This is a genomic window from Marinobacter sp. V032 (assembly GCF_052645435.1).
The window spans coordinates 248,003-273,945 of sequence record NZ_JBQXYE010000003.1 but is presented as its reverse complement, the minus strand read 5'-3'; the positions used below and the strand labels follow the sequence as shown (position 1 = coordinate 273,945).

22 protein-coding genes are annotated in these 25,943 nt (G+C 55.8%); 3 read left to right on the top strand and 19 right to left on the bottom strand.

Annotation, left to right across the window (positions count from 1 at the left end):
- Positions 1 to 38: 38 nt before the first annotated feature.
- Both murI and nudC read right to left on the bottom strand, forming a co-directional pair.
- Positions 39 to 845, bottom strand: a complete 807-nt coding sequence (murI, locus tag ACUN9X_RS15045; RefSeq protein WP_445473622.1) for a glutamate racemase — start codon at positions 843 to 845, stop codon at positions 39 to 41.
- Positions 842 to 1,690: an NAD(+) diphosphatase gene (gene nudC, locus ACUN9X_RS15040; protein ID WP_445473621.1), complete on the bottom strand. Its 849-nt coding sequence runs from the start codon at positions 1,688 to 1,690 to the stop codon at positions 842 to 844. The genes murI and nudC overlap by 4 nt, the downstream gene beginning before the upstream one ends.
- Before the next feature lie 178 nt (positions 1,691 to 1,868).
- On the opposite strand from nudC, the gene plsB reads away from it, so the two are divergent.
- Positions 1,869 to 4,334, top strand: a complete 2,466-nt coding sequence (plsB, locus tag ACUN9X_RS15035) for a glycerol-3-phosphate 1-O-acyltransferase PlsB (protein WP_445473620.1) — start codon at positions 1,869 to 1,871, stop codon at positions 4,332 to 4,334.
- A 22-nt stretch (positions 4,335 to 4,356) separates the two neighbouring features.
- Here plsB and ACUN9X_RS15030 read toward each other — a convergent pair whose 3' ends face one another.
- The 7 genes from ACUN9X_RS15030 to ppc form a co-directional block, all read right to left on the bottom strand.
- Complete coding sequence (locus tag ACUN9X_RS15030) at positions 4,357 to 5,136, bottom strand: class I SAM-dependent methyltransferase (RefSeq protein WP_445473619.1); 780 nt, start codon at positions 5,134 to 5,136, stop codon at positions 4,357 to 4,359.
- A gap of 50 nt (positions 5,137 to 5,186) precedes the next feature.
- Positions 5,187 to 5,513 carry a hypothetical protein gene (locus ACUN9X_RS15025; RefSeq protein WP_445473618.1) on the bottom strand — a complete coding sequence of 109 codons (327 nt, stop codon included), beginning with the start codon at positions 5,511 to 5,513 and terminating at the stop codon, positions 5,187 to 5,189.
- A gap of 68 nt (positions 5,514 to 5,581) precedes the next feature.
- On the bottom strand, positions 5,582 to 6,379 hold the full coding sequence (locus tag ACUN9X_RS15020) for an undecaprenyl-diphosphate phosphatase (RefSeq protein WP_445473617.1): 798 nt from the start codon (positions 6,377 to 6,379) through the stop codon (positions 5,582 to 5,584).
- A 47-nt stretch (positions 6,380 to 6,426) separates the two neighbouring features.
- A complete protein-coding gene (gene tsaB / locus ACUN9X_RS15015) occupies positions 6,427 to 7,128 on the bottom strand; it encodes a tRNA (adenosine(37)-N6)-threonylcarbamoyltransferase complex dimerization subunit type 1 TsaB (protein ID WP_445473616.1) in 702 nt (233 codons plus the stop codon).
- A gap of 41 nt (positions 7,129 to 7,169) precedes the next feature.
- A complete protein-coding gene (gene adk / locus ACUN9X_RS15010; RefSeq protein ID WP_445473615.1) occupies positions 7,170 to 7,823 on the bottom strand; it encodes an adenylate kinase in 654 nt (217 codons plus the stop codon).
- 330 nt (positions 7,824 to 8,153) lie between these two features.
- On the bottom strand, positions 8,154 to 9,530 hold the full coding sequence (locus ACUN9X_RS15005) for an HDOD domain-containing protein (protein WP_445473614.1): 1,377 nt from the start codon (positions 9,528 to 9,530) through the stop codon (positions 8,154 to 8,156).
- Between the two features lie 71 nt (positions 9,531 to 9,601).
- Positions 9,602 to 12,244: a phosphoenolpyruvate carboxylase gene (gene ppc / locus ACUN9X_RS15000; protein ID WP_445473613.1), complete on the bottom strand. Its 2,643-nt coding sequence runs from the start codon at positions 12,242 to 12,244 to the stop codon at positions 9,602 to 9,604.
- A gap of 261 nt (positions 12,245 to 12,505) precedes the next feature.
- Between ppc and ACUN9X_RS14995 the strand changes: the two genes are divergently transcribed.
- Complete coding sequence (locus tag ACUN9X_RS14995; RefSeq protein ID WP_260034440.1) at positions 12,506 to 12,739, top strand: hypothetical protein; 234 nt, start codon at positions 12,506 to 12,508, stop codon at positions 12,737 to 12,739.
- 264 nt (positions 12,740 to 13,003) lie between these two features.
- Here the strand turns inward: ACUN9X_RS14995 and ACUN9X_RS14990 are convergent, their stop codons facing one another.
- The 5 genes from ACUN9X_RS14990 to cysM all read right to left on the bottom strand — a co-directional run bounded on the left by ACUN9X_RS14990 (position 13,004) and on the right by cysM (position 19,084).
- Positions 13,004 to 13,348, bottom strand: coding sequence for a pilin assembly protein (locus ACUN9X_RS14990; RefSeq protein ID WP_260034439.1), 345 nt, complete (start codon positions 13,346 to 13,348; stop codon positions 13,004 to 13,006).
- A gap of 258 nt (positions 13,349 to 13,606) precedes the next feature.
- Positions 13,607 to 14,470 (bottom strand): nucleoside triphosphate pyrophosphohydrolase, encoded by an 864-nt coding sequence (gene mazG / locus ACUN9X_RS14985; RefSeq protein ID WP_445473612.1) that lies wholly within the window; start codon positions 14,468 to 14,470, stop codon positions 13,607 to 13,609.
- A 32-nt stretch (positions 14,471 to 14,502) separates the two neighbouring features.
- Positions 14,503 to 16,743, bottom strand: a complete 2,241-nt coding sequence (gene relA, locus ACUN9X_RS14980; RefSeq protein WP_445473611.1) for a GTP diphosphokinase — start codon at positions 16,741 to 16,743, stop codon at positions 14,503 to 14,505.
- Positions 16,744 to 16,818: 75 nt separating this feature from the next.
- Positions 16,819 to 18,153: a 23S rRNA (uracil(1939)-C(5))-methyltransferase RlmD gene (gene rlmD, locus ACUN9X_RS14975; RefSeq protein WP_260034436.1), complete on the bottom strand. Its 1,335-nt coding sequence runs from the start codon at positions 18,151 to 18,153 to the stop codon at positions 16,819 to 16,821.
- 40 nt (positions 18,154 to 18,193) lie between these two features.
- Positions 18,194 to 19,084: a cysteine synthase CysM gene (gene cysM / locus ACUN9X_RS14970; RefSeq protein WP_445473610.1), complete on the bottom strand. Its 891-nt coding sequence runs from the start codon at positions 19,082 to 19,084 to the stop codon at positions 18,194 to 18,196.
- A 386-nt stretch (positions 19,085 to 19,470) separates the two neighbouring features.
- On the opposite strand from cysM, the gene ACUN9X_RS14965 reads away from it, so the two are divergent.
- Positions 19,471 to 22,335, top strand: a complete 2,865-nt coding sequence (locus ACUN9X_RS14965) for a response regulator (protein ID WP_445473609.1) — start codon at positions 19,471 to 19,473, stop codon at positions 22,333 to 22,335.
- Positions 22,336 to 22,363: 28 nt separating this feature from the next.
- Here the strand turns inward: ACUN9X_RS14965 and pdxJ are convergent, their stop codons facing one another.
- The 5 genes from pdxJ to ACUN9X_RS14940 all read right to left on the bottom strand — a co-directional run bounded on the left by pdxJ (position 22,364) and on the right by ACUN9X_RS14940 (position 25,897).
- Positions 22,364 to 23,107 (bottom strand): pyridoxine 5'-phosphate synthase, encoded by a 744-nt coding sequence (gene pdxJ, locus ACUN9X_RS14960; protein ID WP_260034981.1) that lies wholly within the window; start codon positions 23,105 to 23,107, stop codon positions 22,364 to 22,366.
- A 19-nt stretch (positions 23,108 to 23,126) separates the two neighbouring features.
- The gene (recO, locus tag ACUN9X_RS14955; RefSeq protein WP_445473608.1) at positions 23,127 to 23,855 is read right to left on the bottom strand and encodes a DNA repair protein RecO; all 729 of its coding nucleotides are present in this window, start codon (positions 23,853 to 23,855) and stop codon (positions 23,127 to 23,129) included.
- Between the two features lie 70 nt (positions 23,856 to 23,925).
- Complete coding sequence (gene era / locus ACUN9X_RS14950; protein WP_445473607.1) at positions 23,926 to 24,843, bottom strand: GTPase Era; 918 nt, start codon at positions 24,841 to 24,843, stop codon at positions 23,926 to 23,928.
- Positions 24,843 to 25,535: a ribonuclease III gene (gene rnc / locus ACUN9X_RS14945; RefSeq protein WP_260034428.1), complete on the bottom strand. Its 693-nt coding sequence runs from the start codon at positions 25,533 to 25,535 to the stop codon at positions 24,843 to 24,845. Before rnc ends, era begins: the two co-directional genes overlap by 1 nt.
- On the bottom strand, positions 25,532 to 25,897 hold the full coding sequence (locus ACUN9X_RS14940; protein WP_260034427.1) for a DUF4845 domain-containing protein: 366 nt from the start codon (positions 25,895 to 25,897) through the stop codon (positions 25,532 to 25,534). The genes rnc and ACUN9X_RS14940 overlap by 4 nt, the downstream gene beginning before the upstream one ends.
- Positions 25,898 to 25,943: the final 46 nt, after the last annotated feature.

Genomic DNA, 25,943 nt, shown 5'->3' with positions numbered 1-25,943 from the left:
GGCGAAACCGACAACAAACCCGCCAATGGCGGGTTTTTTTATGGCCAGGGCGAGTAAACCCGTCCTACTTCAAGCCCCAGTTCCTGCATGAATGCAGCCAGACCGTCAGGCGCAGCGCCTGACAAATAGGCGGTCACCGGATTGCTACCAGCACTCTCAAGCGATGCCTGGGTAAAGCCCGCTTCTACAAGCAAATGGCGAACGCGTCGGGCGATTGCCTCCCCCGAGTCCACCCAGAATCTGACGTCAGGCATCAGATTCTGCAGTTCCGCTTTTATCAATGGATAATGCGTACAACCGAGCACGACGGTATCGACATCGACCTCCAGCAATGGCGTCAGAACCTCTTCCAGCAGGTCCATCGGAACCGCTTTGCCGGAGACTTTTTCTTCAGCCCAACGCACCAGGTCAGGGTGTCCGACGCGGGTAACCTGACAGTCCGCTGCAAACTGTTGAATCAGTTCGTCGGTATAACGGCGCTGAACCGTTGCAGGGGTGGCCAGAATGCCAATACGGCGGCTAACAGACATTTCCGCTGCCGGCTTGATAGCGGGCACGACACCCACCACCGGTATCTGAACCTCTTGCCTCAGCTCCGGTAACACCACCGTGCTGGCTGTGTTGCACGCCACAACAATCAGATCGGCATTGACCAAAGCCTGGGCACGAGCGATAAGCGACGTGCAGCGCTCATTTACCTGCATTTCCGAGAGCGCACCGTACGGAAAGCATGCGGTATCGGCCAGGTAGATCTGCTCCGCACCTGGCATCGTCTGGCGCAGGATACCCGCGATACTGAGACCACCGACACCCGAGTCAAATATCAGAATCCTGGGAGTGTTCACTTGCCTGAATCACCTCTGTCAGATTGCTCAATAATGGCACAGGCTGATTCTATCAACCGGCCCGCGATCGTTGTATCCGGTGGAACCGGCGGCATATCGGCCGGGTGGTACCAGCCCGCCTCAGCCAGCTCGTCTTCCTGCAGACAAATATCACCGCCATCATAATCCGCCAGAAAGCCCAACATAAGCTGATGTGGGAACGGCCAGTGCTGGGAACACTGGTAGCGGATGTTACGCAACCTCAGGCCGGTTTCTTCCAGGGTTTCCCGGGCTACCGCCTGCTCGGCTGTTTCGCCGGGCTCAATGAAGCCTGCGATCAGACTGAAGTAATGCATGCGATGACGGCTGGAGCGTGCTAGGAAAAGAGTGTCACCATCCATGATCTGAACAATCACGCAGGGTGCAATCCGGGGGTAAAAGGGAATCTCGCAGTTTTCACACCATTTGGCGCGCTCCAGCGCGTGATCCCGTGTTGGCGAGCCGCAGCGCCCGCAAAACCGATGATCCTGTTGCCAGTGCAGCACCTGACACGCGGTACTGGCGAGAGTAGCCCGCACCGGGTCATCCCCCAACATCGCACCTCGCAATCCCAGCAGCTCTTCTTCGGGCAGTGCTTGGTTCTGTGGTCGCGCGACGAAAATACGCCTTCCATCAAGCTCACCGAGAAACACCGGCTTACTGGTTTCCGATAGCGGCACACCTGGCGCCATTGCGTCATGTAACCAGCCAGACCCCGAACGCACCAGCGCCTGTCCGGTGGCGATAACCAGACCGTCGCCCTGCCGTGGTGGTTGATCGGAATAGCTGGAAACCCAGCCCGGTATCGCGTCGTTGGCTTCAGTCATAAAACGTGTCCGTCCAGTCTGTCAGTCAGAGAGCCTCCGGATAGGTCAGAGATTCCTTGGCAAAAGGTATCATAGCAGCAGTCCGACAGGGACATTTTGCAGCTAACGCCGCTTGGCGCTTTGCGCAGGATGGGTGACCAAGTAAACTTAGCGCACCAAAAGTGATACTGGAGATGGCATGCGCATTTTTCCGGGGCTGAGTTCCCTGTTCTTTAACCTGTTGCGGAAGATTCTTTTCCTGTGGGTACGTACCGATGTAATGGGTGCTGAGAAGGACCAACTCGAACTCGATCCCGATAAACCTGTGTGTTATGTCCTGCAATACAGCTCATTATCTTCGCGACTGGTGCTGGAGCAGGAAGTAAAACGGGCGGGCCTACCCTCGTCCCAGGCACCACTACCGGTGCCGAACGGCCCCCGCCGTTCGTTTTTCTTTCTTTATCAGCGTGCCGGTGGTCTGTTTAATCGGCGCCACACGCCCGCTCTGACGCCACGCATAAAGCAAGTCACGTCACTTGCACTGCACGACCCATCGAGCGACATCCAGATAGTACCCGTGACACTGTTCTGGGGGCGCTCGCCAGACAAAGAGAAGTCCCTGTTCAAACTGCTACTATCCGATACCTGGTCGGTCGCCGGCAGGCTTCAGAAACTCCTGATCATTCTGGTTCATGGCCGTAACACCTACGTGCAGTTTAACAAGCCGATTTCCCTTCAGCATGTGGTCAACGAATTCCGCGACAACGAGGAACGCGCCACCCGTAAACTGGCTCGCATTCTGAGAACGCATTTCCGGCGCGTCCGTCAGGCGGTGTTGGGACCTGACCTTTCACACCGTCGCACTCTGGTGGCCTCGCTGGTCCGGACCACGGCGGTAAAGGATGCTATACGGGAAACCGCCCGCGAGAAGGATATCCCGCCGGAGAAAGTGCGCGCCAAGGCCTTGAAGTACGGTGACGAGATTGCCGCCAGCATGTCGGTGGTGACGATTCGGATTCTTGAGGTTGCCCTGTCCTGGCTGTGGAACCGTATTTACAACGGTGTCGCCGTCAATAACATTCAGGTGGCTCAGGATGCAGCGAAAGATAACGCGGTAATTTATGTGCCCTGTCACCGGTCACATATCGACTATCTGCTTCTCTCCTACGTGCTCTACCGCAACGGCCTGATGCCACCCCACATTGCCGCCGGCATCAATCTCAACATGCCAGTGGTGGGCCCTATCCTGCGCCGTGGCGGTGCTTTCTTCATGCGCCGCAGCTTCAGGGATAATCCGCTTTACGCTGCTGTTTTTAATGAGTACATGCACGTCATGTTTTCCCGTGGGTACTCGGTTGAATACTTCGTGGAAGGCGGGCGCAGTCGCACCGGGCGAATGCTTCAGCCACGCCCTGGGATGCTGTCGATGACTGTCCGCAGCTACCTGCGCGATCACCGCAAGCCCATTGTCTTCATACCTGTTTACATCGGGTACGAGAAGGTCATGGAGGGCCGCAGTTATCTGGGTGAGCTACGCGGCAAGAAAAAGCAGAAGGAAAGTATTTTCTCGCTGGCCAAGAGCGCCAAAAATCTGCGCAGTTCATTTGGGCGCGTCGCCGTTAACTTCGGCGAGCCGATTCAGCTCAGCAACGTACTCAACGACGTCCGCCCACAATGGCGGGAAGAAGCTTACGGTGGAGACTATCGGCCGGAGTGGCTGAACACGGCGGTTGAGAGCCTCTCTGATCAGGTTGCGGTCAATATCAATGCCGCGGTCAGCGTCAATCCTATCGGCATGCTGGCGACCGTGCTGCTGTCGACACAGAAGCTGACAATGGACGAGCGCCTCCTGATCCGTTTGATGAATGAATTCTGCGACCTGATCCGGAGCGCCCCCTACTCCGAGCACGTCACCTACCCTGAGGGCGATGGCGCGGATTGGGTCGCCTACGGCGAGAGCATGGGACTGATCTCCCGGGTGCATCAGGATCTCGGCGATATCATCTCGCTGGAAGGCAACAATGCGATTCTGATGACCTATTATCGCAACAACATTCAACACCTGTTTGCCTTGCCAGCACTGATCGCCAGCCTGTTCGAGAACTTCTCGTCATTGGAACGTGAAAAGGTCGTCTTTCTCGCCAGCGCCGTTTACCCCTATATCAAGTCCGAGCTTTTCCTGCGTTACCCCGATGAAGATGTCGATCCGGTCATCGAGCAGTGGATTGATGTGCTGATAGAGCGGGACCTGCTGCGACTGGATGGAGACAGGATTTGCCGACCGGCCGATGGCTCTGAAGCGGCGCTGCGGTTGCGGGCACTTTCCAAGTTCGTAATCCAGACACTCGAGCGCTACCACATCTCGATCGCGATCCTGCGGAAGTATGGCTCAGGCCGTATCGGTGCGAAGGAACTGGAAGAGCAGAGCACTTTGATGGCCCAGCGCATGTCGATTCTGTTTGGCGTCAACGCGCCCGAGTTTTTCGACAAGATGCTGTTCAGAAACTTCATTGAGAATCTCCAGAAAACAGAGATTCTGACCCAGGACGAGGAAGGCATGCTCTGCTACACCGAGGGTCTGGATGAAGTGGCAGAAGATGCCCGACTGGTGTTGAACATGGAAATGCGCCAGGCCATCCAGCAAGTCACAATGTTGGGCGCCTGAGCGCGACCAGGGATACCTGAGCCTAAGGAAGGGCCTTCAGGGCATAGATATCGTAGCGACTGCTTTTACCCTCAAGTTGTGTCGTCGGCTTAGGCCCGCTCACCGGCGGCGCCTTTCGGGGGCGCTTGACCACAACCCGGTATTCCGCTTTCTCCAACGCCGCTGACAACAGATCCGCGGCGTCCTCATCTGCGCCAACTACAGGCCGGAACAACTCCATTTCCTTTTTAACCCGTGCACTTTTGTCTCGATGGGGAAACATGGGGTCGAGATAGATAACATCGGCAACAGGCCCCGGTTGTTCGCGAAGCCAGAGAATACTGTCGCCTGCCAGCAAGGTCATTTTCGACGTCAGCGCCACCGCCTCCGGACTTGCAGCCGCGCGGGCCAACCCATCCTCCAGCAAAGCATGGATCACCGGCGAGCGCTCCAGCAACTGCAATTCGCAGCCCAGACCTGCCAGTACATACGCATCCTGACCGAGGCCTGCTGTGGCATCCAGTACACGCAGTGTCTGCCGTGTGCGCTGCAAACCGACGGCCCGGGCAATCATCTGCCCGGAGCCGCCACCATGGTCACGGCGATAACCGGCCTTGCCAGTGACAAATTCCGCCCTCACCGGGCCGGGCGCCTTCTTGCCGGTCGCCCGCAACGACAAGCCGTCTTTTCCACGCCAAAGCAGCAAGTCGAAATCAGAGACAAAACGGGGATCCACCACACCCAGAGACGGCAGAGTGAGCCGCTCGGCAAGATCGTCAGAAAGCTGGGAGTAAACCCGATCTTCGCAGGCACAGGCTAGCACGTGAAAAAATACCTTGAGGTTGATGCTGAGACTGTCAGTTCAGGCTCATATCAGATGCGGATGTCGATACCGGCAAGTTCAACGTCGTCGTCAGGCTGGCTGGCGATACCGGTAAACACTTCAAGTGCTTTGGCATTGGCAAACGGGACATCATCAACCCGGAACTGCTCCAGGCGCACATCCTCCGCAGCCTTGCGGGCTTGTACCCGACGCTCCAGCAGCTGGGGATCAACAATGTCAGCACTCGACCCGGCCTCCACCACTCGGGTTGCACGGGTATTGCTGTCGTCAGTGCGACCCTGATCGGCACGCTCACGCTGAACCGAGCGATCCGGAACCAGAGGGCCATAGCCATTAGAGGAAATACCACCAATCATGTTTTGCTATATCTCGGACAGATATCGGAAAACCTGTAAGAAACGGTCAAATTTCGAACAGACTGAACCTACAATAACACCACTAACAGCACCGCGCCCAGTAACAAACGGTAAATGACATACGGCATCAGGCCCAGGCGATCCAGAAAACGCAGAAACAGATGGATACAGATCACAGCACTGACAAACGAAACCGCCGTGCCGATCAGAATATCGGACCAGTGAGCATCACTTCCTGCCTGTATTAGCTCAATGGTTTTCAGCAGACCGGCGGCTGTGATCAGAGGAATAGACAAAAGAAACGAAAACTTGGCCGCCGCTTCACGCTGATACCCCAGAAACAGCGCCGCTGTCATTGTAATCCCCGAACGCGAAGTGCCGGGGATCAACGCAAGAGCCTGTGCCAGGCCGATTATTAAAGCATCCCGCCAGCCAATTGCTGCGATGCCCTTTTGTTGTCGGCCTACCGCATCTGACCACCAGAGTACCAGACCAAAAATGATGGTTGATGCGGCGATCACCAGTCCAGAACGAAGCTCCGATTCAATAATATCGTTAAACACAATGCCGGCCAGCCCCGCCGGAATTGTCGCCAGAATAATGGCCCAGGCCAGACGACTGTCGGGGCCGGTCCGACGATTGACAGAATCCGTGACCCAGGCGGCCGTCAGGCGCCCCACATCGCGACGGAAATACCAGACAACAGCTGCGAGCGTCCCCACGTGCACTGCAACATCAAATGCCAACCCCTGATCGACCCACCCCAACAACTGGGACGGCAGAATAAGATGGGCAGAACTACTGATGGGGAGGAATTCGGTGAGGCCCTGAATAATCGACAGGACAATGGTTTGCCACAGCTCCATGCATGACTCCGTGCGATACGACTCAAGCTTTCGGGGGTATCAGACCGTTAACGGCCTGGCAGTTTCTTCCAGGTTATTTCGTTTCTGACATACACAGGTGCAGCATCGGCTGCACTCACCTGCTCGCCCCGCTGCCAGGCTGCAGCGCCGAGAATGGCGACGTCAGAGGCAAGAGGATACAGCTCGGGGAAGGAAGATTTGATGACAGATGAGACAGATTCAGGCATTTGGGCGCCAAAGTGCCAGCCGGAACCGGCGCCAATCCAGTGATCTGCAGCCGATGCGGGCAAAACCACTGATCCAGGTGCTGTCACGCATTCGTCACCAAGAGCCACCACTGTGCCCTCTTGCGAAACGAAACAGCCCCAATAGACTTCACCCATCCGCGCATCAAAAGCCACCGCAATACCCTGGGCCTCTGCATCAGCATAGCCCAGGCGAACAGCCTGCATGGCAACAGCCGCCAGAGAAGACACCGGCACCACAGGAATAGCCAGCCCGTAAGCCAGCCCCTGCACAACACCGGTGGCAATACGCAGTCCGGTAAAGGATCCCGGCCCACGACCAAAAGCCACTGCGTCCAGATCCGAAAGCGGAATGCCACTTTCAGCCACCAGCTCCTTCACCATCGGCAATAGATAGCGAGTGTGTCCACGAGGAGCCAAGGTGCTTTGCTCGTACAAAGTACCGTCGTGCCAGAGCGCTGCAGAGCAGCCCTCGGCAGTGGTATCCAGAGCAAGTAATTTCATTGGTCAGGCAGCCTGGTCAGCGACGTGTTTAAGCGCTTCTGTTACTGAAGCTGTGACAATATCTGGTCGCGAATATTGTCCATCGAGCCTACGCCTTCAACACGCACATACTTCGGTGCAGCAGCGGCGTCATGAGCAGCCCAGTCCTGGTAGTAGCCGATCAGCGGTGCTGTTTGGTTGTGGTAGATCTTGAGCCGGTTGCGCACGGTGCTCTCGGAATCATCGGTACGCTGGATCAGCGCATCACCGGTTTCGTCGTCTTTGCCTTCAACCTTAGGTGGATCGTATTTAACGTGGTAGATGCGGCCACTGGCCTCATGCACACGACGACCTGACAGGCGGGTCACGATCTCTTCATCGTCGACCGCAATCTCAACTACGTAATCAATGACCACGCCCTCTTCCTTCAGCGATTCAGCCTGGGGAATGGTGCGAGGAAAACCGTCAAGCAGGAATCCATTCTTGCAGTCTTCAGCCTGAATGCGATCCTTGATCAGTGCGATGATAATCTCATCGGATACCAGCCCACCGGTGGACATGATTTCTTTCACTTCAAGACCGAGCGGTGATTCTGCTTTTACAGCTGCACGCAGCATGTCGCCGGTAGAAATCTGGGGAATCCCGAACTTACCGGTAATGAACTGTGCCTGGGTGCCTTTACCCGCGCCCGGCGCGCCCAACAGAATGATTCTCATAATGGAAATGCTCCGTTTATCGATGAAATCGTTGTGCAGCGGAGACGCGGCCTGGGCGTTCATCCTGCTGGCACTTGCCGGGACCGCTCGTTTGTAAGCGAGCCAGCTTTATTATTTGTTGGTCATCTAAACGAACGGTGGAGGCCTGAAAAACACCGTTTATGACTCTGCAGATTGTGTGTCGCGTCGCCTGAGGGATCTGTTCTGCGCGCTGCGCGCCGCTCACGCGGCAAAATGATCGGGCATTATACGAAGTCGTGACGCCCTAAGAAAGGGCGGGTTGACCTAAGGAATCTCTGATCACGCCCGTTGATGGCTTCTGCCGGCCTGTCAGGCAGACAATGAACGCGCCAAGGCGTCCAGATCATCCGCCACCGCATCCACCGATGCAATAAAGGAATCCGCGTCAGACTGGGAGTACCCCAGGGTTTCCAGCAGCGGCGCTGAATCCGCCGGATTGAATTCGTCTCCAATCCCTTTTTCCTTCAACAATTCGTTTGCCAGCTGCACCATATGAACATAAGTGGCTTCATCGCCCTCGTACTGGGCACTCTGATGCACGCCTGCCGCCTTCACCACGGCGTCCGGTAGTTGCCATAACCGGTGCAGAATTCCCCCAATCGCGCCATGGCCGACGGAGAGGTATTCCTGCCCAGCGCCAAACACCTGCAACTCCAGCGTTCGCATACTCTGCTCCGGGTTAGCTTCCCGTAACCGGTTGAGCTGCTCAAATTCCGACGGAAACAGATGGCCGATCAAGAGTAAGCCAAAGTTGTGCAGCAAACCGCACAGGTAGGCGAGCCCTTTGTCAGCTTTCGATTTTATCGCCATCTGCTGACAAAGAAATGCGCAATATAGCGAATGCCGCCAGAACGCATCCATACCCAATGCACCTTGCCTGGGCACATCAAACGCCCGGACAGAGGCAATCCCCATGGCAACGTGTGCAACCCGGTCAAATCCCAGTACACGGCTCACAGCCTCCTGAACCGAGTTGATTTGACCGGGATAGTTAAACAGCGCCGATCGGGCATAGCGCATGACCTGTGCGGTCAGGCTCGGATCATACTCAATGAGGTCTGCCAACTCTTTGGCGGTGGCCTCAGGATGAGCAGTGAGGCGCAATATGCGCAATGCCAGGGCTGGCATTGGCGGCAAACGATTCAGTTTCTGCAGGCGTTGAGCGACTTCTTCGAGGGTAATGCCCTCGGCGTTGACCGGGCTGATATCCTGAGCCTGATCGATAATGCCAATCTTGCCTGACTTGGCTCCGGCCAGCGCCAGTCGCAATGCGCGATCATCCATCCGGATCAGACAGTTGCTGGCACCTGACGCCATATAGGCCTGGCTGAACTTTAACACCGGTGTATCGACAATCACCGGTACGTCATAGGCCCCGCCAATCGGTGGATGAAAGCCGGCTTCGCAATCAGCAAACAGGCGGTCGGCCTGACGGGCTGTCAGCAACTGCATTCTTCGACCGGTCAGGTCCGCAACGGCATCAACATCAATCGCGGTATGAAAGCCGTGAACCGCCATCACAACGCCCTGCAAATCAATCAACAGGGTCGCGCGAACCACTTCATCCTGCGATACGCCCGCGCCGGACACCGCAACATCAAAGGTTTGCACTTCGTCGTGGGGCAAGGTGTCGTACACAATACCCTTGCGATTCAGAAACACTTCCAGCCTGGCTGACACCGCCACTCACGCTACCTCAATCAAACATTATTCGTTCAGCTGACGGCCGCCTTTCGCAACCGTCATGCCCCAGCAAATCAACCGGTATTGCGCATGCCTGCGGCGATGCCTGCCATGCTGACCTTAAGCGCACGCTCGACCTGTTCTGGCACCTCGCCGCGCTGCTCACCTTCGCGATCACGCCGGAGCAGCTCCGCCTGCAGGTAATGCAATGGATCGGTATAGGGGTTGCGCACTCTCAGCGAATGCGCAAACACCGGCTCGTCAATCAGCAGTTCATCCTGCTGTTTTAGCAGTTTCACCTGTTCAATACAGGTGCCAAGGCGTTGACGCAACTCCTCGCCCAACCCTCTCAATTCAGGCTCAACCAATGTCTGCTCGTAGTAGTTAGCAATCCGAAGGTCGGACTTGGCCAACACCATTTCCAGCATATCGACGTAAGTTTTAAAGAATGGCCAGCGCGCCATCATATCGCGAAGTAGTGGTTCGTGGCCCGCTTTTGCTGCTTCACTAAGGGCAACATCGCTTCCCAGCCAGCTGGGCAGCATCAATCGCATCTGGGTCCAGGCGAAGATCCATGGAATCGCTCGCAGACTTTCAACGCCTCCGGACGCTTTGCGCCGAGCCGGGCGACTGCCCAGCGCCAGCTTGCCAAGCGCCTGCTCTGGCGTTGCCTGCCTGAAATAAGGCACGAAATCCGGGTTCTCGCGTACCACTTCACGATAGGCTTTCAAGGACCGCTCAGTCAGCCAGTCCATCATCTCCCGCCACTGTTTTTCCGGCCCCGGTGGCGGCGCCAGCGTGGCTTCTATTACGGCCGTGGCATAGAGCGTCAGGCTTTGTTCCGCCAGACGTGGCAAGCCGAACTTGAAGCGGATCATCTCCCCTTGCTCGGTGATCCGGAAACTGCCGTTTACCGATCCCGGCGGCTGCGACAAAATCGCTCTGTTAGCCGGACCACCGCCGCGTCCAACCGTACCGCCCCGACCGTGAAACAGGGTTAGATGAACACCATATTCGCCAGCAACATCGGTGAGCTTTTCCTGCGCCTGGTACTGTGCCCAGGCCGCCATCATCTGACCGGCATCCTTGGCAGAATCGGAGTAACCTATCATCACTTCCTGACGGTCCTTGCAATAGCTGCGATACCAATCGATCTGAAACAGTGCGGACATGGTCGCAGGCGCCAAGCGAAGGTCATCCAGCGTTTCAAACAACGGCACTATCCGCAACGGATTGGTCATCCCCGCTTCCTGCAGCAGCAGGATCACGCTCAACACGTCCGATGGCTGACTGGCCATGGAAATAACGTAGGAGCCCAATGATTCGGGCGTTTGCTCCGCCACTACAGCGCAGGTATCCAATACTTCCCGGACGGGGTCCGATGCCTGCCAATTACGGGGGATCAGTGGTCGACGGCTTTGGAGCTCCTTCACCAGGAATGCCTGGCGCTCGCTCTCTGTCCAGTTGCTGTAGTCGCCCAATCCCAGGAAATCAACGATTTCGCCAACGGCATCAGCATGTCGTGTAGCTTCCTGACGAATATCCAGCCGCACAAGCGGAAGACCAAAGGTATGGACCCGGCGCAAGGTATCAAGCAGTAAACCATCAGCGATGGTCTCGAGACCTGAGGCAACAAGCGAGTCATAACATAGCTGCAAGGGGCGAACCAGATCCGCATTCTCAAACAGAATCCCGGCGCTGTCTGCGGGTTCTCCATTAATGCAGGCCTCAGCCCAGTCCCGGGTTTTCAGTAATTTTTCGCGTAATCTCGCCAGCACCGTACGGTAAGGTTCCCGTGAATGGCCGGCCTCTTCAAGCAACTCATCGCTGGCCTCCCACATGGAAAGCTCGGCGCGCAATGTCTGGACATCACGCAGGTACAAATCGGCAGCCATCCAGCGTCCCAGCCAGAATACCTCTCTCGTTACTTCGTGGGTCACATTGGGGTTACCGTCCCGGTCGCCCCCCATCCACGAGGCGATCTTCATCGGCGTGGCATCAATCGGCAAGCCTTTTCCTGTTGCCTCTATCAAGGACTGATCAAGGCTACGAAGAAAGCGGGGAAGCGCCTGCCACAGACTGTTTTCAATAACAGCAAAGCCCCACTTTGCTTCGTCAACTGCGGTGGGACGCTGGTGACGAATTTCATCGGTGTGCCAGGCCTCAGTCACTAACTGACGCAAACGGCTGATGATTTCGTTGCGTTCGGCTAGCAACAAATCCGAGTGGTCCAATTGACCAAGCGCATTGGATATTTCATCGTACTTGAGTATCAACGTTCGACGGGTGACCTCAGTCGGGTGTGCCGTCAACACGAACTCTACGCTTAATTCCGTAACGCGTTTGTGCAGTTCTTCCGCCGAAATCCCCTGATCCTTGAGTCGCTTGAAAACATCACCCAGTGATTCGACCATTACGTCAGCGTGGTGGCCCTGTTTACGCCGAATACCATGGTACTGCTCTGCAAGGTTGGCGAGATTGAGGAACTGACTGAACGCCCGGGTAACGGGAAGCAGCTGATCTTCCGTCAACTGCGACAGCAGATTGACCAACCGCTGGTCGGATCCACTCTCCTGGCGCCGGTCGGCCTTGGCCGCTGCCCGGATTTCCTCTATCAGATCAAAACAATCCTGGCCTGGATGCTTTCTGATGCTTTCGCCCAGCAACTCGCCGAGCATTCTGACATTGTCCCGAAGTTCAGGGTGCAGCTCTGTCATCGACTCTTCCCGTCCTTGTCCCGCTAATGGGTGTGTAGTGAAACAGATCTTAATATAACAGCAGGTTAGCCGATATAAACCCGACCTTCATCGGTAAAGCTCATTAGACTTGATCGCAGGCGCCCTGCAGCCTCCATTGCTATGATTTAAACAGGGTTACTCTGAATAAGGATTGAAATTGCATAACCAAAGGTGTTTATTGATATTCAGAATCCGTTCACTGATGCCTGTTGCCACTGGCGGCGATTTTAAGGAGTGTTTATGAAAGTAACTGATTTGCCCAAATACTGGGAAGACAAAAAGCAGGAGACCGACCGTCCCGAGAGCTATTCGCTCAAGCTTCCGCTGGAAGACGCTGCCCGCATCGCCGCGCTGGCTGAGCTTTACCCTGATCGCAGCGAAACTGACATTCTCAATGACATGATCGGAGCCGCTCTGGACGACCTGACTCGCCAGACACCCCTTAAAGGCAAACTCGAAGCCGTAAAGAAATAATTCCGGAAGGCCCGCCCAATGGATGGCATGGTGGGCCTTTCCAGTGTATCCCGCACGCTACTCACCCGCCCAACGCAGGCTGCCGCGAAAAGAATCGGGAATGAAAGGCCGTCGACGGTGTCGAAATAAATCGGGGAGTCAGGGGGTCTTTGGCCGGCAAAACCTGGCGGGTCGCCAACCAGCTCATTCAGAATAGTCGTCTACGCCGCGCGCTTGTTAACCTGTTCTACCGAACACGCGCACGACGTTACCATGACCGGATCGTCAGGCCGCTGTCTCGAGCTGGCGCAGTTTCAGATCCTGCATATGCTTCTGGCTCAGACTGACAAAACGAGGGGTCAAGCCGGCATCTTCATAAATCTCGAAGCCATCCTCGTCAAACGCTACAACCCGTGAACCCTGAACATAGGGAAAGCTTGTTTCCAAATCGTCCAGTGCGGCCGATATCAGGTCACGAATCAGATCTTGCGGCGACTTAAGGGGATATAGCTCGGCGAGTTTTTCCATCCGTGCCATGTGTTGCTCAGACAACGCAGCGACGTAATCGTCACGAGTCAGACGACCGCGTGCGTGTTTATCCCAATATCTCACCAGATCCTTGATCTTCATGGTCAACGCTCCCGCTTTTTGCTTTGTCGCATTTTATTCGCTGCGCTCCATGCCTTTTGAGCATGCTGGCAGCCACTGCCAAAACCGAGCGTTGCGCCAACAGTTACTGTGCTGGCGTAACGTAAGAAAGAATCTGCAATCCTGACGGATCTTATTCCTTCCATTGAAAGTGTAGCTTAACGTATATCGCCTTACTGCGTGAAATCGTTACGGATTGTACCTACCGTAACCAACTGTTCTCGCGCTGTTTCACTGCTGTCAGTCCGTTTTTTCAACGCCTTTAACCGACTGCCAGATTGCATCCAGGTCCGACAGGCTTTGCGCATCAAAATCGCGACCTTGTGCCGCAAGAACCCGCTCGATGGCCCGAAATCGTGCATCAAACTTTCTATTGGTACGCCTTAAAGCCTGGTCAGGATTAACCTTCAGGAAACGTGCCAGGTTGACGCAGACAAACATCAGGTCGCCCAATTCATCTTCCAGCGCATCGCGGTCGTCCGGTTGAGATTGGGTGTGTTCCCAGGCTTCTTTAAGTTCTTCGATTTCTTCATGCAGCTTATCGAATACCGGCGTGATATCGGGCCAGTCAAAACCATGACTGGCTGCCCGGCGCTGCAGTTTTTCAGCACGCACCATTGCCGGTAACGAGGCGGCGATCCCATCCAACCGGCTCTCGTCTTGTGATGTTGCGCCGCTCCCTATGCCCGTCTCTGAGGCTCTTTCTTCAGCTTTTATCCGCTCCCAGTTGGCCTTGATCTCGGCATCATCAGGTCGATTGGCCGGATCGACGATGCTTGCCAATGTCCCGTCAGGGAAAACATGGGGGTGTCGACGGATAAGCTTGCGCACCTGCTGATCAACAATACCGTCGAAGTCGAAATGCGCAACCTCATTACCCAATTGGGCATAGAAAATAACCTGAAACAGCAGATCGCCCAGTTCATCTTTCAGGTTCACGTAGTCGGCCCGCTCAATGGCGTCGGCAACTTCGTGGGCCTCTTCGAGGGTATGCGGCACGATGCTGCGGTAGTCCTGCTTACAATCCCAGGGGCAACCGGTTTCAGGATCCCGCAGCCGGGACATCAGTGTTTTCAGGTCTTCAATGGTGTAGCGGTCTGACATAGCGGCTCCATAAAACCTGACGCGGCAACCTCTCAGTTGCCACGTTTACGGCGTACTTCAAGGATGTTGGGTAGATTGCGAATCTGTGCCAGCAGTTTGGCCAACTGTTCAAGGCTGGAAATCTCCACGGTAACCCGCATGGTGGCAGTGTTATCGTCCTGATTGGAGATCGTATTCAGCGACAGCACGTTGCATCGTGATGAAGCCAGCACAGTGGTGATATCCCGCAACAGGCCCGACCGGTCATAGGCTTCAATCTCGATATCAACCGGATAGACAGACTCCTGCCGACCACCCCAGTTTACTTCGATGATACGGTTGGGCTCGTACTCCCGCAGATGCAGGAAGGTGATGCAGTCCTGCCGGTGCACGGTTACTCCCCGGCCAACAGTGATATAGCCGCCGATAGGATCGCCGGGTAGCGGTTTGCAGCACTTGGCCACCTGGGTTTTGAGCTTGCCGACACCCTGAATCTGAATATCCGATTCAGTGTCATATTCTTTTGCCCTGGGCGCAGCCAGCTTCAGGTCAAGTTGTTCCGTTTTTGGTTCAAGCAGGTGCTGGGCAACATTGGCCACGTGAGTAGGCCGAAGATCACCCGCGCCAATAGCGGCAAACATATCGTCCGCCATTGGATAATTAACCTTTCGCGCCAATTCGTTCAGATCGATGTCATAGATCGACAACCGCTTGAACTCGTCTTCAAGAATCGCCCGGCCGTCAATCACATTGCGGTCGCGGTTCTGCTCCTTGAACCAGTGGGTCACTTTGGCCCGGGCCCGGGAAGTCTGGATATACCCCAGGCTGGGGTTCATCCAGTCACGGCTGGGAGCCGGATTGTTGGAGGTGAGGATAAACACCTGATCCCCGGTTTTCAGCGGATAAGTGAGCGGCACAATACGGCCATTCACCTTGGCACCGCGGCAGGCGTGCCCGACCTCGGTATGGACACGATAGGCAAAATCCACCGGCGTTGCGCCCTGGGGCATGTCCACCACGTGACCTTCAGGGGTGAATACGTACACGCGATCCGGCGTGACATCCGCCTTTAGCTGATCAACCAGACCGGAAAGATCGCCCAGATCTTCCTGCCACTCCAGCACCTGGCGCAGCCAGTTTATCTTCGCTTCGTACCCGGTAGATTTGTTGCCTGTGTCCGTACCTTTGTACAACCAGTGCGCACAGACGCCGAGCTCTGCGTCTTCATGCATGGCGTGGGTGCGGATCTGCACTTCCATTACCTTTCCTTCCGGGCCGATAACCGCCGTATGCAACGACTGGTATCCGTTCTCCTTGGGGCTGGCAATATAATCGTCAAATTCATTGGGAATATGGCGCCAGAGGCTGTGCACGATCCCGAGCGCGGAGTAGCAGTCTCGCAATTCAGGCACCAATATCCGAAATGCTCGCACGTCATAAACCTGCGAGAAATCGATGCCTTTGCGGCGCATTTTCCGCCAGATGCTGTAGATGTGCTTGGCGCGGCCAGAGATATCCCCCTTGATGCCTGCCTTGTCGAGCTCGGTTTTCATCGCTGTGACTACGCGTTTCACGTAGTCGTCCCGATCCAGCCGCTTTTCATCCAGCAACTTGGCAATTTTCTTGTACGCTGACTCGTGCAGGTACCGGAAAGACAGGTCTTCCAGTTCCCACTTGATGTGGCCGATACCCAGCCGGTGAGCCAGCGGTGCGTAGATATCGAAGACTTCCCGGGCGACCCGCATCCGCTTCTCCGGAGGCGCACTCTTGACCGCCCGAATCGCACAGGTTCGCTCCGCCAGCTTAATGAGCGCGACGCGGACGTCATCAATCATCGTCACCAGCATTTTGCGGACGTTATCTAGTTGGCCCTGGCTTTGGCCCAGCACATTGCCTTTAAGGGGATGGTGAATTGACGAGATGGCAGCCATGTTCTGCACGCCGTCGATCAGCTTGGCGACTTCTGCACCAAATTCCTGCTCGACATCCGTCAATGCAATGCGCTCCTCGCGCACCGCGCGATAGAGTATGGCCGCGACCAGGCAGGTCTGATCCAGATGGAGCTCTGCCAGCACCTGAGCCATTTCGATGCCGGTTTGAAAACTGCTAGAACCAGGCGCCCACAGCCGGTCTTCACGCACAGCCTTGAGGTCGATAACGGCGCTTAATTCACAGGCACGGCGAAACTGATCAACATCGGCAAGCGTCGTCTGCGCCTGAATCTGGCGAACCCAACCCTCGATATCGACCTGACCATCCATGGTCAACGCATAATCTTCACGAACCTTTACCATAGCGGCAGCCGCTCTCCCTCGTGCCTGTCCAGCCGGCGCATCTAGCCGGTATATCTAGCCGAATACCCTACAGGGTCAGATGCGCTCAAACAGCGCCATTGACTCAACGTGCGTGGTATGTGGAAACATGTCCATCACGCCGGCTTTCACCAGGCGATACCCCTTGCTAACCAATACGCCGGCGTCCCGTGCCAAAGTCGCGGGATTGCAGGACACATACACAATGCGGTGTGCGCCAAATGCCGCCAGATACTCACAGACTTCCTGCGCACCGGAGCGAGGTGGATCGATCAGGATACGATCAAAGCCCTCGGCCGCCCAGGATTCAGAAGTGAAATCCCCCTGCAGGTTGGCACCGTAGAAACGGACACTGTCGATCCCGTTAAGTTCCGCATTTTCGCGCCCCCTGACAACCATCGACTCGTCCCCCTCAACACCAACGACGGATGATGACCGACGCGCCAGCGGCAAGGTGAAATTGCCCAGTCCGCAGAACAGATCCAGTACCCGGTCATCCGGCTGGGGATCAAGCCATTCGATGGCACGATGCACCATGGCCTGATTCATCTGGGCGTTGACCTGCGTGAAATCCATCGGGTGGAACTTCATCGTGAGGTCAAACTCTTCAAGCCGGTAACTCAGCCGCTCTTCACCTTCGGCCGGCCAAATGCGATGCACGGTATCCGGGCCCTTCGGTTGCAGATAGATATGCAAATCGTGCGCCTGACCAAAGGCCAGGAGTTTTTCAGTATCGCTATCGGACAGCGTCACCATGTTCCGGAACACCATGGCAGCCACATCGTCACCACATGCGACTTCGATCTGGGCAATGTTGCTATGCGCTTCCAGGGTGTACAGAAACGACCGGAGCGCGGTAATCCGTTCACCTATACGTGGGTCAAGGACGGCACAGCTGTCGATGTCTGCCAGGAAGCTATTGCGCTTTTCACGGAAGCCGACCAGCACCGAATCACGCTTGGATACAAACCGCACCCCCATACGTGCTTTGCGGCGATAGCCCAGCTCTTGCGAACGCATCGGCGCGACCCATTCCTCGGGCTCGATGCCCCCAAAATGGGCAAAATGTTCCCGCAGGGTGTTTTCCTTGAACGCGATCTGGGCGTCCGGCGACATGTGCTGGAGACTGCAGCCGCCGCATAAGTCGGCATATTCGCAAGGTGGCTCTACCCGGTCTGGTGCGCCTGTGACAACGTCTGTTGTTCTGAGCTCGTCAAAACTCTTGCGGCTACCGACATACTTGGCCATCACGGTTTCGCCCGGCAGTGCACCATCCACAAACTGGATCTTGCCGTCCAGGTGCGCTATGCCACGACCATCGTGGCTCAGCTTTTCAACCTCGCAACTGATCGGTTCAGCTGGGAGTACTTTTCTTCTGTTACGTCTGCTCATCAGAACTTCCGGTCTTTATCGTTTGCAATAGGCTTTGCTGTCAGCTGGGAAATACGCCGGTAGACAGGTAACGGTCACCCCGGTCACAGATAATGGCGACGATAATCGCATTCTCAACATGCTGGGAAAGTCGCAGCGCGGCAGCAATCGCCCCACCTGAAGATACCCCGCAGAAGATACCTTCCTCGCGAGCCAGTGCCTGCATGGTCTCCTCGGCTTCCTGCTGACCAACATCCAGTACCTGATCGACCCGGGTGGCATCAAAAATTTTCGGCAGATAGGCTTCCGGCCAGCGACGGATACCCGGGATAGACGAGCCGTCCGCAGGCTGCAATCCGATGATCCGGATATCGGGATTGCGCTCCTTCAGGTAACGCGACACCCCCATAATGGTGCCGGTCGTCCCCATCGAGCTGACAAAGTGCGTCACCTTGCCTTCGGTTTGCTCCCAGATCTCCGGCCCGGTTGTGCGGTAGTGCGCCAGCGGGTTATCCATGTTGCCGAACTGGTCCAGCACCACACCCTTGCCTTCGCGATGCATTTTCTCGGCGAGATCCCGGGCATACTCCATGCCCTCTTCCTTGCTAACAGTAATCAGCTCTGCTCCGTAGGCGCGCATGGATGCCCGGCGCTCTTCACTCATGTTCGCAGGCATAATCAGGACCATGCGATAGCCCTTGATCGCCGCTGCCATCGCCAGTGCAATACCGGTATTGCCACTGGTGGCTTCAATCAGCGTGTCACCCGGCTTTATATCGCCGCGTCTCTCGGCTTCCTGAATCATGCTGATCGCCGGACGGTCCTTTACAGAACCTGCGGGATTATTACCTTCCAGTTTGGCTAGTACGACGTTGCTGGTATTGCCCGGCAATCGCTGCAGGCGCACCAACGGTGTATGACCAACATAGTCTTCAATCGTAGGAAAATTCATGGATCCACAGGCTCCTGAAAGCAAGCTAAAAATCGAATTCATTACTTTGGATTCTACTGATCAATTCACCGGAATTGATTCGTAGCTTCCGTCGCCCGAAGGCGGTCAACAAAGCTGTGATACACTCTGGATCGCATCATACGCGCTTCGCGCAGACGATCCCAATACGGCTGGTTATAACGCTATTCCAATGCCGTCGATCGCGACTAGAATGGTGCTATAAAGGATCATATTCCCGATTCTGTCGGGTTCACGATTGTGAGGTTTGGCGGCAATTCGGCTTGCGGCCAATATTGATCAGGGACGGTGTCTTTGGTGCCGCTACAGAGCCCGTAAGGGAACTAGCAAGGCGCCGGACGATTGACGGAATCAGGAAGCGCACCATCATGCGACGCTGGGGTATTCGCAAAAAAGTACTGTTTGTCACACTGGTACCGACCATTCTGACAACCTTGCTGCTCGGTCTGTTTTTTACCCAGAGCTGGGTGGGCAACATCAACCAGCTGCTGCGCGACCGGGGAGAATCACTTTCCCGACAGCTGGCGTCCGCCTCCGAGTACGGCATGTTCACGGCCAACCGCAGCCTGCTGAACAGCCTGTCCAACGCCCTGCTTGAAGAACAGGATGTGCGCTCGATAACCTTCTTTAACGCGCACGGCCATCGCCTGCTTCATACCGGCCCCAGTCTTACCCAGGAAATTACCAGGGAACAGCTGACGGCCGAGCGAACGCTCACCCTTCACACCGAAAATAACACGCTGTTTATTACGCCGGTGTTCCTGCAGGACCTGATGCTCGACAGCCTGCTACAGATCGAATCCAGGCAAACCGCACCCAGCGCAGTTGAACCGATCGGCTGGTCCGCCGTTGAAATGTCACACGTGCGTACTGACAAAGAGCGCTACAAGGCCCTCCTGATCAGCCTGCTGCTGATTCTCGCCGGTGTGATCTTCAATATTCTGATTGCCCTGCGAATGAGCCGCACCGTCACCGACCCTATTTTTGAGCTCAACAACGCCGTCGCACGACTGAAGCAAGGCAAGCTGGAAACCCGGGTTTATACCGAAGCAGGTCCTGAGTTTGAACAGCTGGAATCCGGTCTGAACGCAATGGCTCAGGAACTGAGCGAAGCCCAGGCCGAGATGCAGCAGAATATTGATCAGGCCACCGAAGACCTGCGTGAGACGCTGGAAACCATCGAGATACAGAACATTGAACTCGATCTGGCCCGCAAAGAAGCACTGGAAGCCAGCCGGATCAAATCGGAATTTCTGGCGAACATGTCCCACGAAATCCGCACGCCACTGAACGGCATTATCGGCTTTACCGAATTACTGCTGAAAACCCCCTTGCCACGCCAGCAGCGGGACCACCTGAACACCATACGCAAGTCGTCTGAAATCCTGCTCACCATTATCAATGACATTCTCGACTTCTCGAAAATCGAGGCCGGCAAGCTGGTACTCGACCGTATTCCGTTCGGGCTGCGCGACACGATTGAAGAAGTCATGGTGATGCTCGCGCCCTCCGCCCATAGCAAGAATCTCGATCTGGTGCCGCTGATCTACAGTGACGTGCCGGATGCGATTCTCGGCGACCCATTGCGGGTCAAACAGGTCATCACCAATCTGGTCAACAACGCCATCAAGTTCACCCAGACCGGCGAAGTGGTGATGCGCGCAAGCCTGGAAGAAGAAGACGCCGAAGGGTCACGCGTTGTACTTCGCTTCAGCGTCAGCGACTCGGGTGTCGGCCTGTCCCGTGCTCAACAGCAATCACTGTTCAATGCATTCAGTCAGGCCGATGCATCTACCGCCCGGCAATACGGTGGTACCGGTCTTGGTCTGGTCATATCAAAACGCCTTGTAGAGGAAATGGGGGGCGAAATAGGCCTTGAAAGCGAACTGGGCAAGGGCTCGACCTTCTGGTTTACCCTATCGACAGAAATCGCCCACAATGCCGAGCTTCCGGCTCCAAGGGATGGACTCAAGCAGGAACGGGTCATCTACCTGGAGCAACAGAAAACAACCGCCCTCTCCGTTACCCACTTGCTGCGGGACTGGGGGATGAACATTGATAGCGCCAGTTCCCCCAGCGACATGCTGGAAAAAGTCGAGCAGGCCCAGTATGAAAACCGCGGCTACGCGGTGGCCATGATCGGCGTCACCCGCCACCTGGTGCACTCCAGCCAATACCGGGAACTGTTCCGGAAGCTGGAATTGGAACGGGATTGTCGCACGCTACTGCTGACCCCAACGCTGGAAAATCAGGAAGGCGGCCTGGCAGCCATTACCAGCGGCCACATCGCCAAACCGGTCTGTCGCGATCGTCTCTACGACGAGTTGTTTATGCTGATTCACGGCGCCCATGCTCCAGACCAGACCACAACTGACCTGCCAGATGATGCGCTACCTGCGCGCAGCCCGGGCTCAGCACCACGGGTGCTGGCTGTAGACGACAACGATGCGAATCTTAAACTTGTCATGACTCTGCTGGCCGACTGCAGGGTTCAGGCAGAAGGTGCTTCGAGTGGATTTGAAGCGCTCAGCAAGGCACGGCAAAGACGGTTTGATCTGGTTTTCATGGATCTGCAGATGCCCGGCATGGATGGCGTGGAAACGACCGAAAGGCTGCGCGCACTTGATGAGCCTGACCAGCCGACCCCCATCATCGCACTGACAGCTCACGCCCTGTCCGAAGAAAAAGATCGCCTGTTGCGCCAAGGTTTCGACGGCTACCTGGCAAAACCCGTCAGCAGCCAACAGTTGATGGACACCGTGTTCAAGCACACCGGTTATCGGTTTGCCGTACCTTCCGGCCAGACCGCAACCATCGAAAACGAAAACCGGCAACGCGGCTTTCGCCCTTCTACCCGTGAAAAGCAGTTGCCTTGCGTTGATGTCGATGAAGGTATTTCATTGGCTGCGGGCAAGCAGGATCTGGCGGAAGAACTCTTCAGCATGTTGCTGGAACAGGTTGTCTCTGACCGGGAGGCCATCGCCGAGTTGCTTGAACGTAACGACCAGACTGACGCCTTACTGGAGAAAGTACATAAACTTCATGGCGCCACTCGCTACTGCGGTGTACCTGAATTACGCAGCCTGTCAGAAAAACTCGAAACAGCTATCAAACGCAAAACAGAAGACGAGCTTCCGCTCACCCGTTCTCTTTTGTCTGCGATTGATCGCCTGCTGATCTGGGCAGAAGAAACCGAATGGCAGGCGATGTTCAGGAAAGGTCCACTCGGCTAAAGCCGCACCTTGAGCCGAGTGCTGGCATTCAGTTGGAGTGGGCAATCGCCCGATCAAGAATGGCGCGCATGTCCCGCACTGCTTCTTTCATTCCGGTAAACAGCGCACGGGCGATAATGCTATGCCCGATATTCAACTCGTTGATGCCCGCAATGGCCGCGACACGTTCGGTATTGTGATAATGCAGGCCGTGTCCGGCGTTGACAATCAATCCCTTGTCGCGGGCATACGCCACGCCGTCCACAAGCAGACGAAAAGCGGATTCAAGTTCTGCCGGGGTTTTCGCGTCGGCATAGTGGCCGGTGTGAATCTCGATGACCGGCGCGCCGCAGCGCACGGCCGCATCAATCTGGGCAAAATCCGCATCGATAAACAGTGACACATCCGCATCGATTTTTGCCATCCGCTCACACGCTCGTGCAATACGGGTTTCCTGGGCAACGACGTCCAGTCCGCCCTCTGTTGTCAGCTCTTCGCGCTTTTCCGGTACAAGGCAGATGCATTCGGGCTTTATTGTCTCGGCAAAAGCCAGCATGGCATCCGTCACCGCCATTTCGAGGTTCATGCGAGTGTTCATCATATCCCGAAGCAGTAGCACGTCCCGATCCTGAATGTGGCGGCGATCCTCACGAGGGTGGATCGTAATACCATCAGCGCCCGCTTCTTCAGCAACCAGGGCTGCCTGTACCGGATCAGGGTAGCGGGTACCCCGCGCCTGACGAAGTGTCGCGACGTGATCGACATTCACGCCGAGCAATACTCTGGGTTTCAGGGAGTCTGGGTTATGGACGTCAGGTTTCATGGTGATCTCCTCGAGAAGGGGTAAACAGGCTTCGACTGTGCAGCGGTCGGCCTTGCAGAAGATGATCGATCAACACCCGCATGACGCGCTTGGCCATTCGCCGGGCGGGGAGGCTGTCGAGATTGTCATCGCCGAGCTGCAACAGTACCTCGCCGCTCAGCCCCTGTAACAGGCTACCGGCAGTCGGTGACGCCAGCACACCTTGCTCAGGATCGTAATAATAGTGCATCCCGGCTACCGGCGCGTTGCCGGCATCCATCACTTCGTCCCAGGCGAAGCCGTAGCCCAATACCGTAACAAACGCACGCTCGAAGCGGCGCAGTATCGGTTCGAAATCGTCCTCCACGGACAGTCGGTCGAGCGTTTCAATATAGTGGGCAAACAGGGGCTGATTCGGCTCGGCGGGTGGCAACAGGCGTTGCAGAAGTTCGTTCAGATAAAGCCCGCAATAAAGGCGCTGGGTGCGCTTCAGTTCAGGCCCAAGCCGGCTCTCGGCAGCGGTCAGGGTTTTCAGATCGGAGCGCCCCTGCCAGCTCAGCAGCATTGGCTGAAATGGCTGAAGCTGGGCTTTCAGGGGGCTTTTGGCACTGTTCGCCCCCTTTGCCACCACCGAGATTCGACCAAAGTTGAGCGTGAACAGATCAACCAGAAGGCTGGTTTCGCGATAGGTTCTGCGATGCAAAACGTAACCCGGCTCCTGCGATATCCGATCTGTCATCGCAACTCACCCAGGCCAGCGCGGCCCGCAACCAATCGATACTCACAGACTCGATCAGAAACAGCGCACATCAAAAGTCATTCATGCCCAGACTTTTCAGTGCCCGGTCACTATCGGCCCAGCCCTTCTTGACCTTGACCCAAAGGCGCAGCATGACTTTGCTGTCAAACAGCTTTTCCATATCGATCCGGGCGTCATGGCCTATCTGGCGAATACGGTCGCCCTTGTCGCCAATAATAATTTTCTTCTGACCGCTGCGCTCCACCAGTATTACCGCCGAGATATGCAAGCTTTTACCGGAGTGTTTGAACTCTTCAATCTCGACAGCCACAGAGTATGGCAACTCCGCACCCAGCTGACGCGTGATCTTTTCACGCACTATCTCGGATGCCAGAAAACGCTGGGTACGATCAGTGATCTGGTCATCAGGATAAAAATGGATACTCACGGGCAAGAGCCGGTTAACAGCATTTTCCAGTGGCTCCAGATTTTGTTCCTTGAGCGCGGAAAGCGGGATGATTTCCTCAAAGTTGCGTTTACGGGCAACGGACTCAAGGTGCGGCAAAAGCGCGTCGCGGCGCTCCAGTTTATCCACCTTGTTGATCACCAGAATAACCGGCGCTGTTACATGCTCAAGCTTGCTCAGCACCATCTCATCTGCGGTCGTCCAGTGACCCTGATCGACCACAAAGACCACAACATCCACGCCTTTCAGGGCGGACGATGCTGCGCGGTTCATGTAACGGTTCAACGCACGGGGCTCTTCCTCATGCATGCCCGGCGTGTCCACATAAATCGCTTGGACGTCGCCTTCGGTCTTGATCCCCAATACCTGGTGCCGGGTCGTTTGCGGTTTACGTGATGTAATACTGAGCTTTTGCCCAAGAATATGATTGAGCAGTGTCGATTTGCCGACATTCGGCCGACCGATAATGGCCACAAAACCACAGCGGCTGTCGGGGTTATCGGGCTTGGTAAGATCGGTCATCAGGAATTCTCCACGCCCAGTGATTTCAAGGCGTCGCGCGCCGCTTCTTGCTCGGCAATACGACGACTGCCGCCAACACCTTTCGTTTTTCGGTCCAGCGAGGGCAATGCGCATTCAACGTGAAAGGTCTGGGCGTGGGCTTCGCCTTCCACCAGTATGACGTCATAGCGTGGCAGAGGGTACTGACGCGATTGCAGGTATTCCTGAAGACGGGTTTTCGGGTCCTTCTGGGTGTCCTGAAGATTAAGCGCTTCAAGTCGACCTTCAAACCACGCCAGAACCCGGGTCCGACAGGTATTGAAATCGCTGTCGAGATAAATGGCGCCGATAACAGACTCCACGCCGTCAGCGAGAATAGAGTCTCGGCGATACCCTCCGCTTTTGAGCTCACCCGAGCCCATTCGCAGATAGTCGCCGAGATGGAACTCCCGGCCGATCTCTGCCAGAGTCACGCCCTTGACCATGCGGGCTCGCAGACGGCTGAGCTGCCCTTCCCGTGCTTTGTCGAAATGTAAATAGAGGTGTTCGGCGATCACCATATTAACAATCGAGTCACCCAGGAATTCAAGGCGTTCGTTGTTCTGGTTGCCATGACTCCGGTGCGTCAACGCCAGATTCAACAACTCCTGATCACGAAACTGATACCCCAGGCGTCGTTGTAACCGCCCCAGATCAATGTCACTTACTCTCACTTGCCTCTCATCTCGTACGCATGCTCAAAGTGAACAATCGCATCAATATTCTGGAACAGATTGGTACGACGGTCATAGGCCAGAGAAAGCTTGACCACACCGTCCTCGGTTTCGATTTCAATCAGCTTCGGATCGAATTCACGAACATTATTGACGCTCATCCGCTTTTGAATCAGCTTGCGGATATCCGCCTTGCGCATCTGACCCAGGTTCTCGGTATCATCGAGGCCTTCCAGCGCTTCCTGGACGGTGATGTCATCCAGATAAATCGGCCCCAACTTGATGGCCAGGGTGACCAGGCTGCCGAAAAAGAGGACTGCGATAAGAATTCCCAGGGTGGAAGCGCCACGTTGAGTCTTCATGTTAAAACTCTCTTTTTTTATCGTTGATATGATGTTTGTTTTTATT

Excerpts from the sequence above, each read along its gene's own strand:
- tsaB (WP_445473616.1), bottom strand. The coding sequence starts at position 7,128 with ATGAAATTACTTGCTCTGGATACCACTGCCGAGGGCTGCTCTGCAGCG.
- ppc (WP_445473613.1), bottom strand. The coding sequence starts at position 12,244 with ATGACAGAGCTGCACCCTGAACTTCGGGACAATGTCAGAATGCTCGGC.
- mazG (WP_445473612.1), bottom strand. The coding sequence starts at position 14,470 with ATGTCAGACCGCTACACCATTGAAGACCTGAAAACACTGATGTCCCGG.
- nudC (WP_445473621.1), bottom strand. The coding sequence starts at position 1,690 with ATGACTGAAGCCAACGACGCGATACCGGGCTGGGTTTCCAGCTATTCC.
- ACUN9X_RS15025 (WP_445473618.1), bottom strand. The coding sequence starts at position 5,513 with ATGATTGGTGGTATTTCCTCTAATGGCTATGGCCCTCTGGTTCCGGAT.
- era (WP_445473607.1), bottom strand. The coding sequence starts at position 24,843 with ATGACCGATCTTACCAAGCCCGATAACCCCGACAGCCGCTGTGGTTTT.
- ACUN9X_RS14990 (WP_260034439.1), bottom strand. The coding sequence starts at position 13,348 with ATGAAGATCAAGGATCTGGTGAGATATTGGGATAAACACGCACGCGGT.
- rlmD (WP_260034436.1), bottom strand. The coding sequence starts at position 18,153 with ATGAGCAGACGTAACAGAAGAAAAGTACTCCCAGCTGAACCGATCAGT.
- ACUN9X_RS15020 (WP_445473617.1), bottom strand. The coding sequence starts at position 6,379 with ATGGAGCTGTGGCAAACCATTGTCCTGTCGATTATTCAGGGCCTCACC.
- adk (WP_445473615.1), bottom strand. The coding sequence starts at position 7,823 with ATGAGAATCATTCTGTTGGGCGCGCCGGGCGCGGGTAAAGGCACCCAG.
- ACUN9X_RS14940 (WP_260034427.1), bottom strand. The coding sequence starts at position 25,897 with ATGAAGACTCAACGTGGCGCTTCCACCCTGGGAATTCTTATCGCAGTC.
- ACUN9X_RS14965 (WP_445473609.1), top strand. The coding sequence starts at position 19,471 with ATGCGACGCTGGGGTATTCGCAAAAAAGTACTGTTTGTCACACTGGTA.
- plsB (WP_445473620.1), top strand. The coding sequence starts at position 1,869 with ATGCGCATTTTTCCGGGGCTGAGTTCCCTGTTCTTTAACCTGTTGCGG.
- recO (WP_445473608.1), bottom strand. The coding sequence starts at position 23,855 with ATGACAGATCGGATATCGCAGGAGCCGGGTTACGTTTTGCATCGCAGA.
- ACUN9X_RS14995 (WP_260034440.1), top strand. The coding sequence starts at position 12,506 with ATGAAAGTAACTGATTTGCCCAAATACTGGGAAGACAAAAAGCAGGAG.
- cysM (WP_445473610.1), bottom strand. The coding sequence starts at position 19,084 with ATGAATTTTCCTACGATTGAAGACTATGTTGGTCATACACCGTTGGTG.
- relA (WP_445473611.1), bottom strand. The coding sequence starts at position 16,743 with ATGGTAAAGGTTCGTGAAGATTATGCGTTGACCATGGATGGTCAGGTC.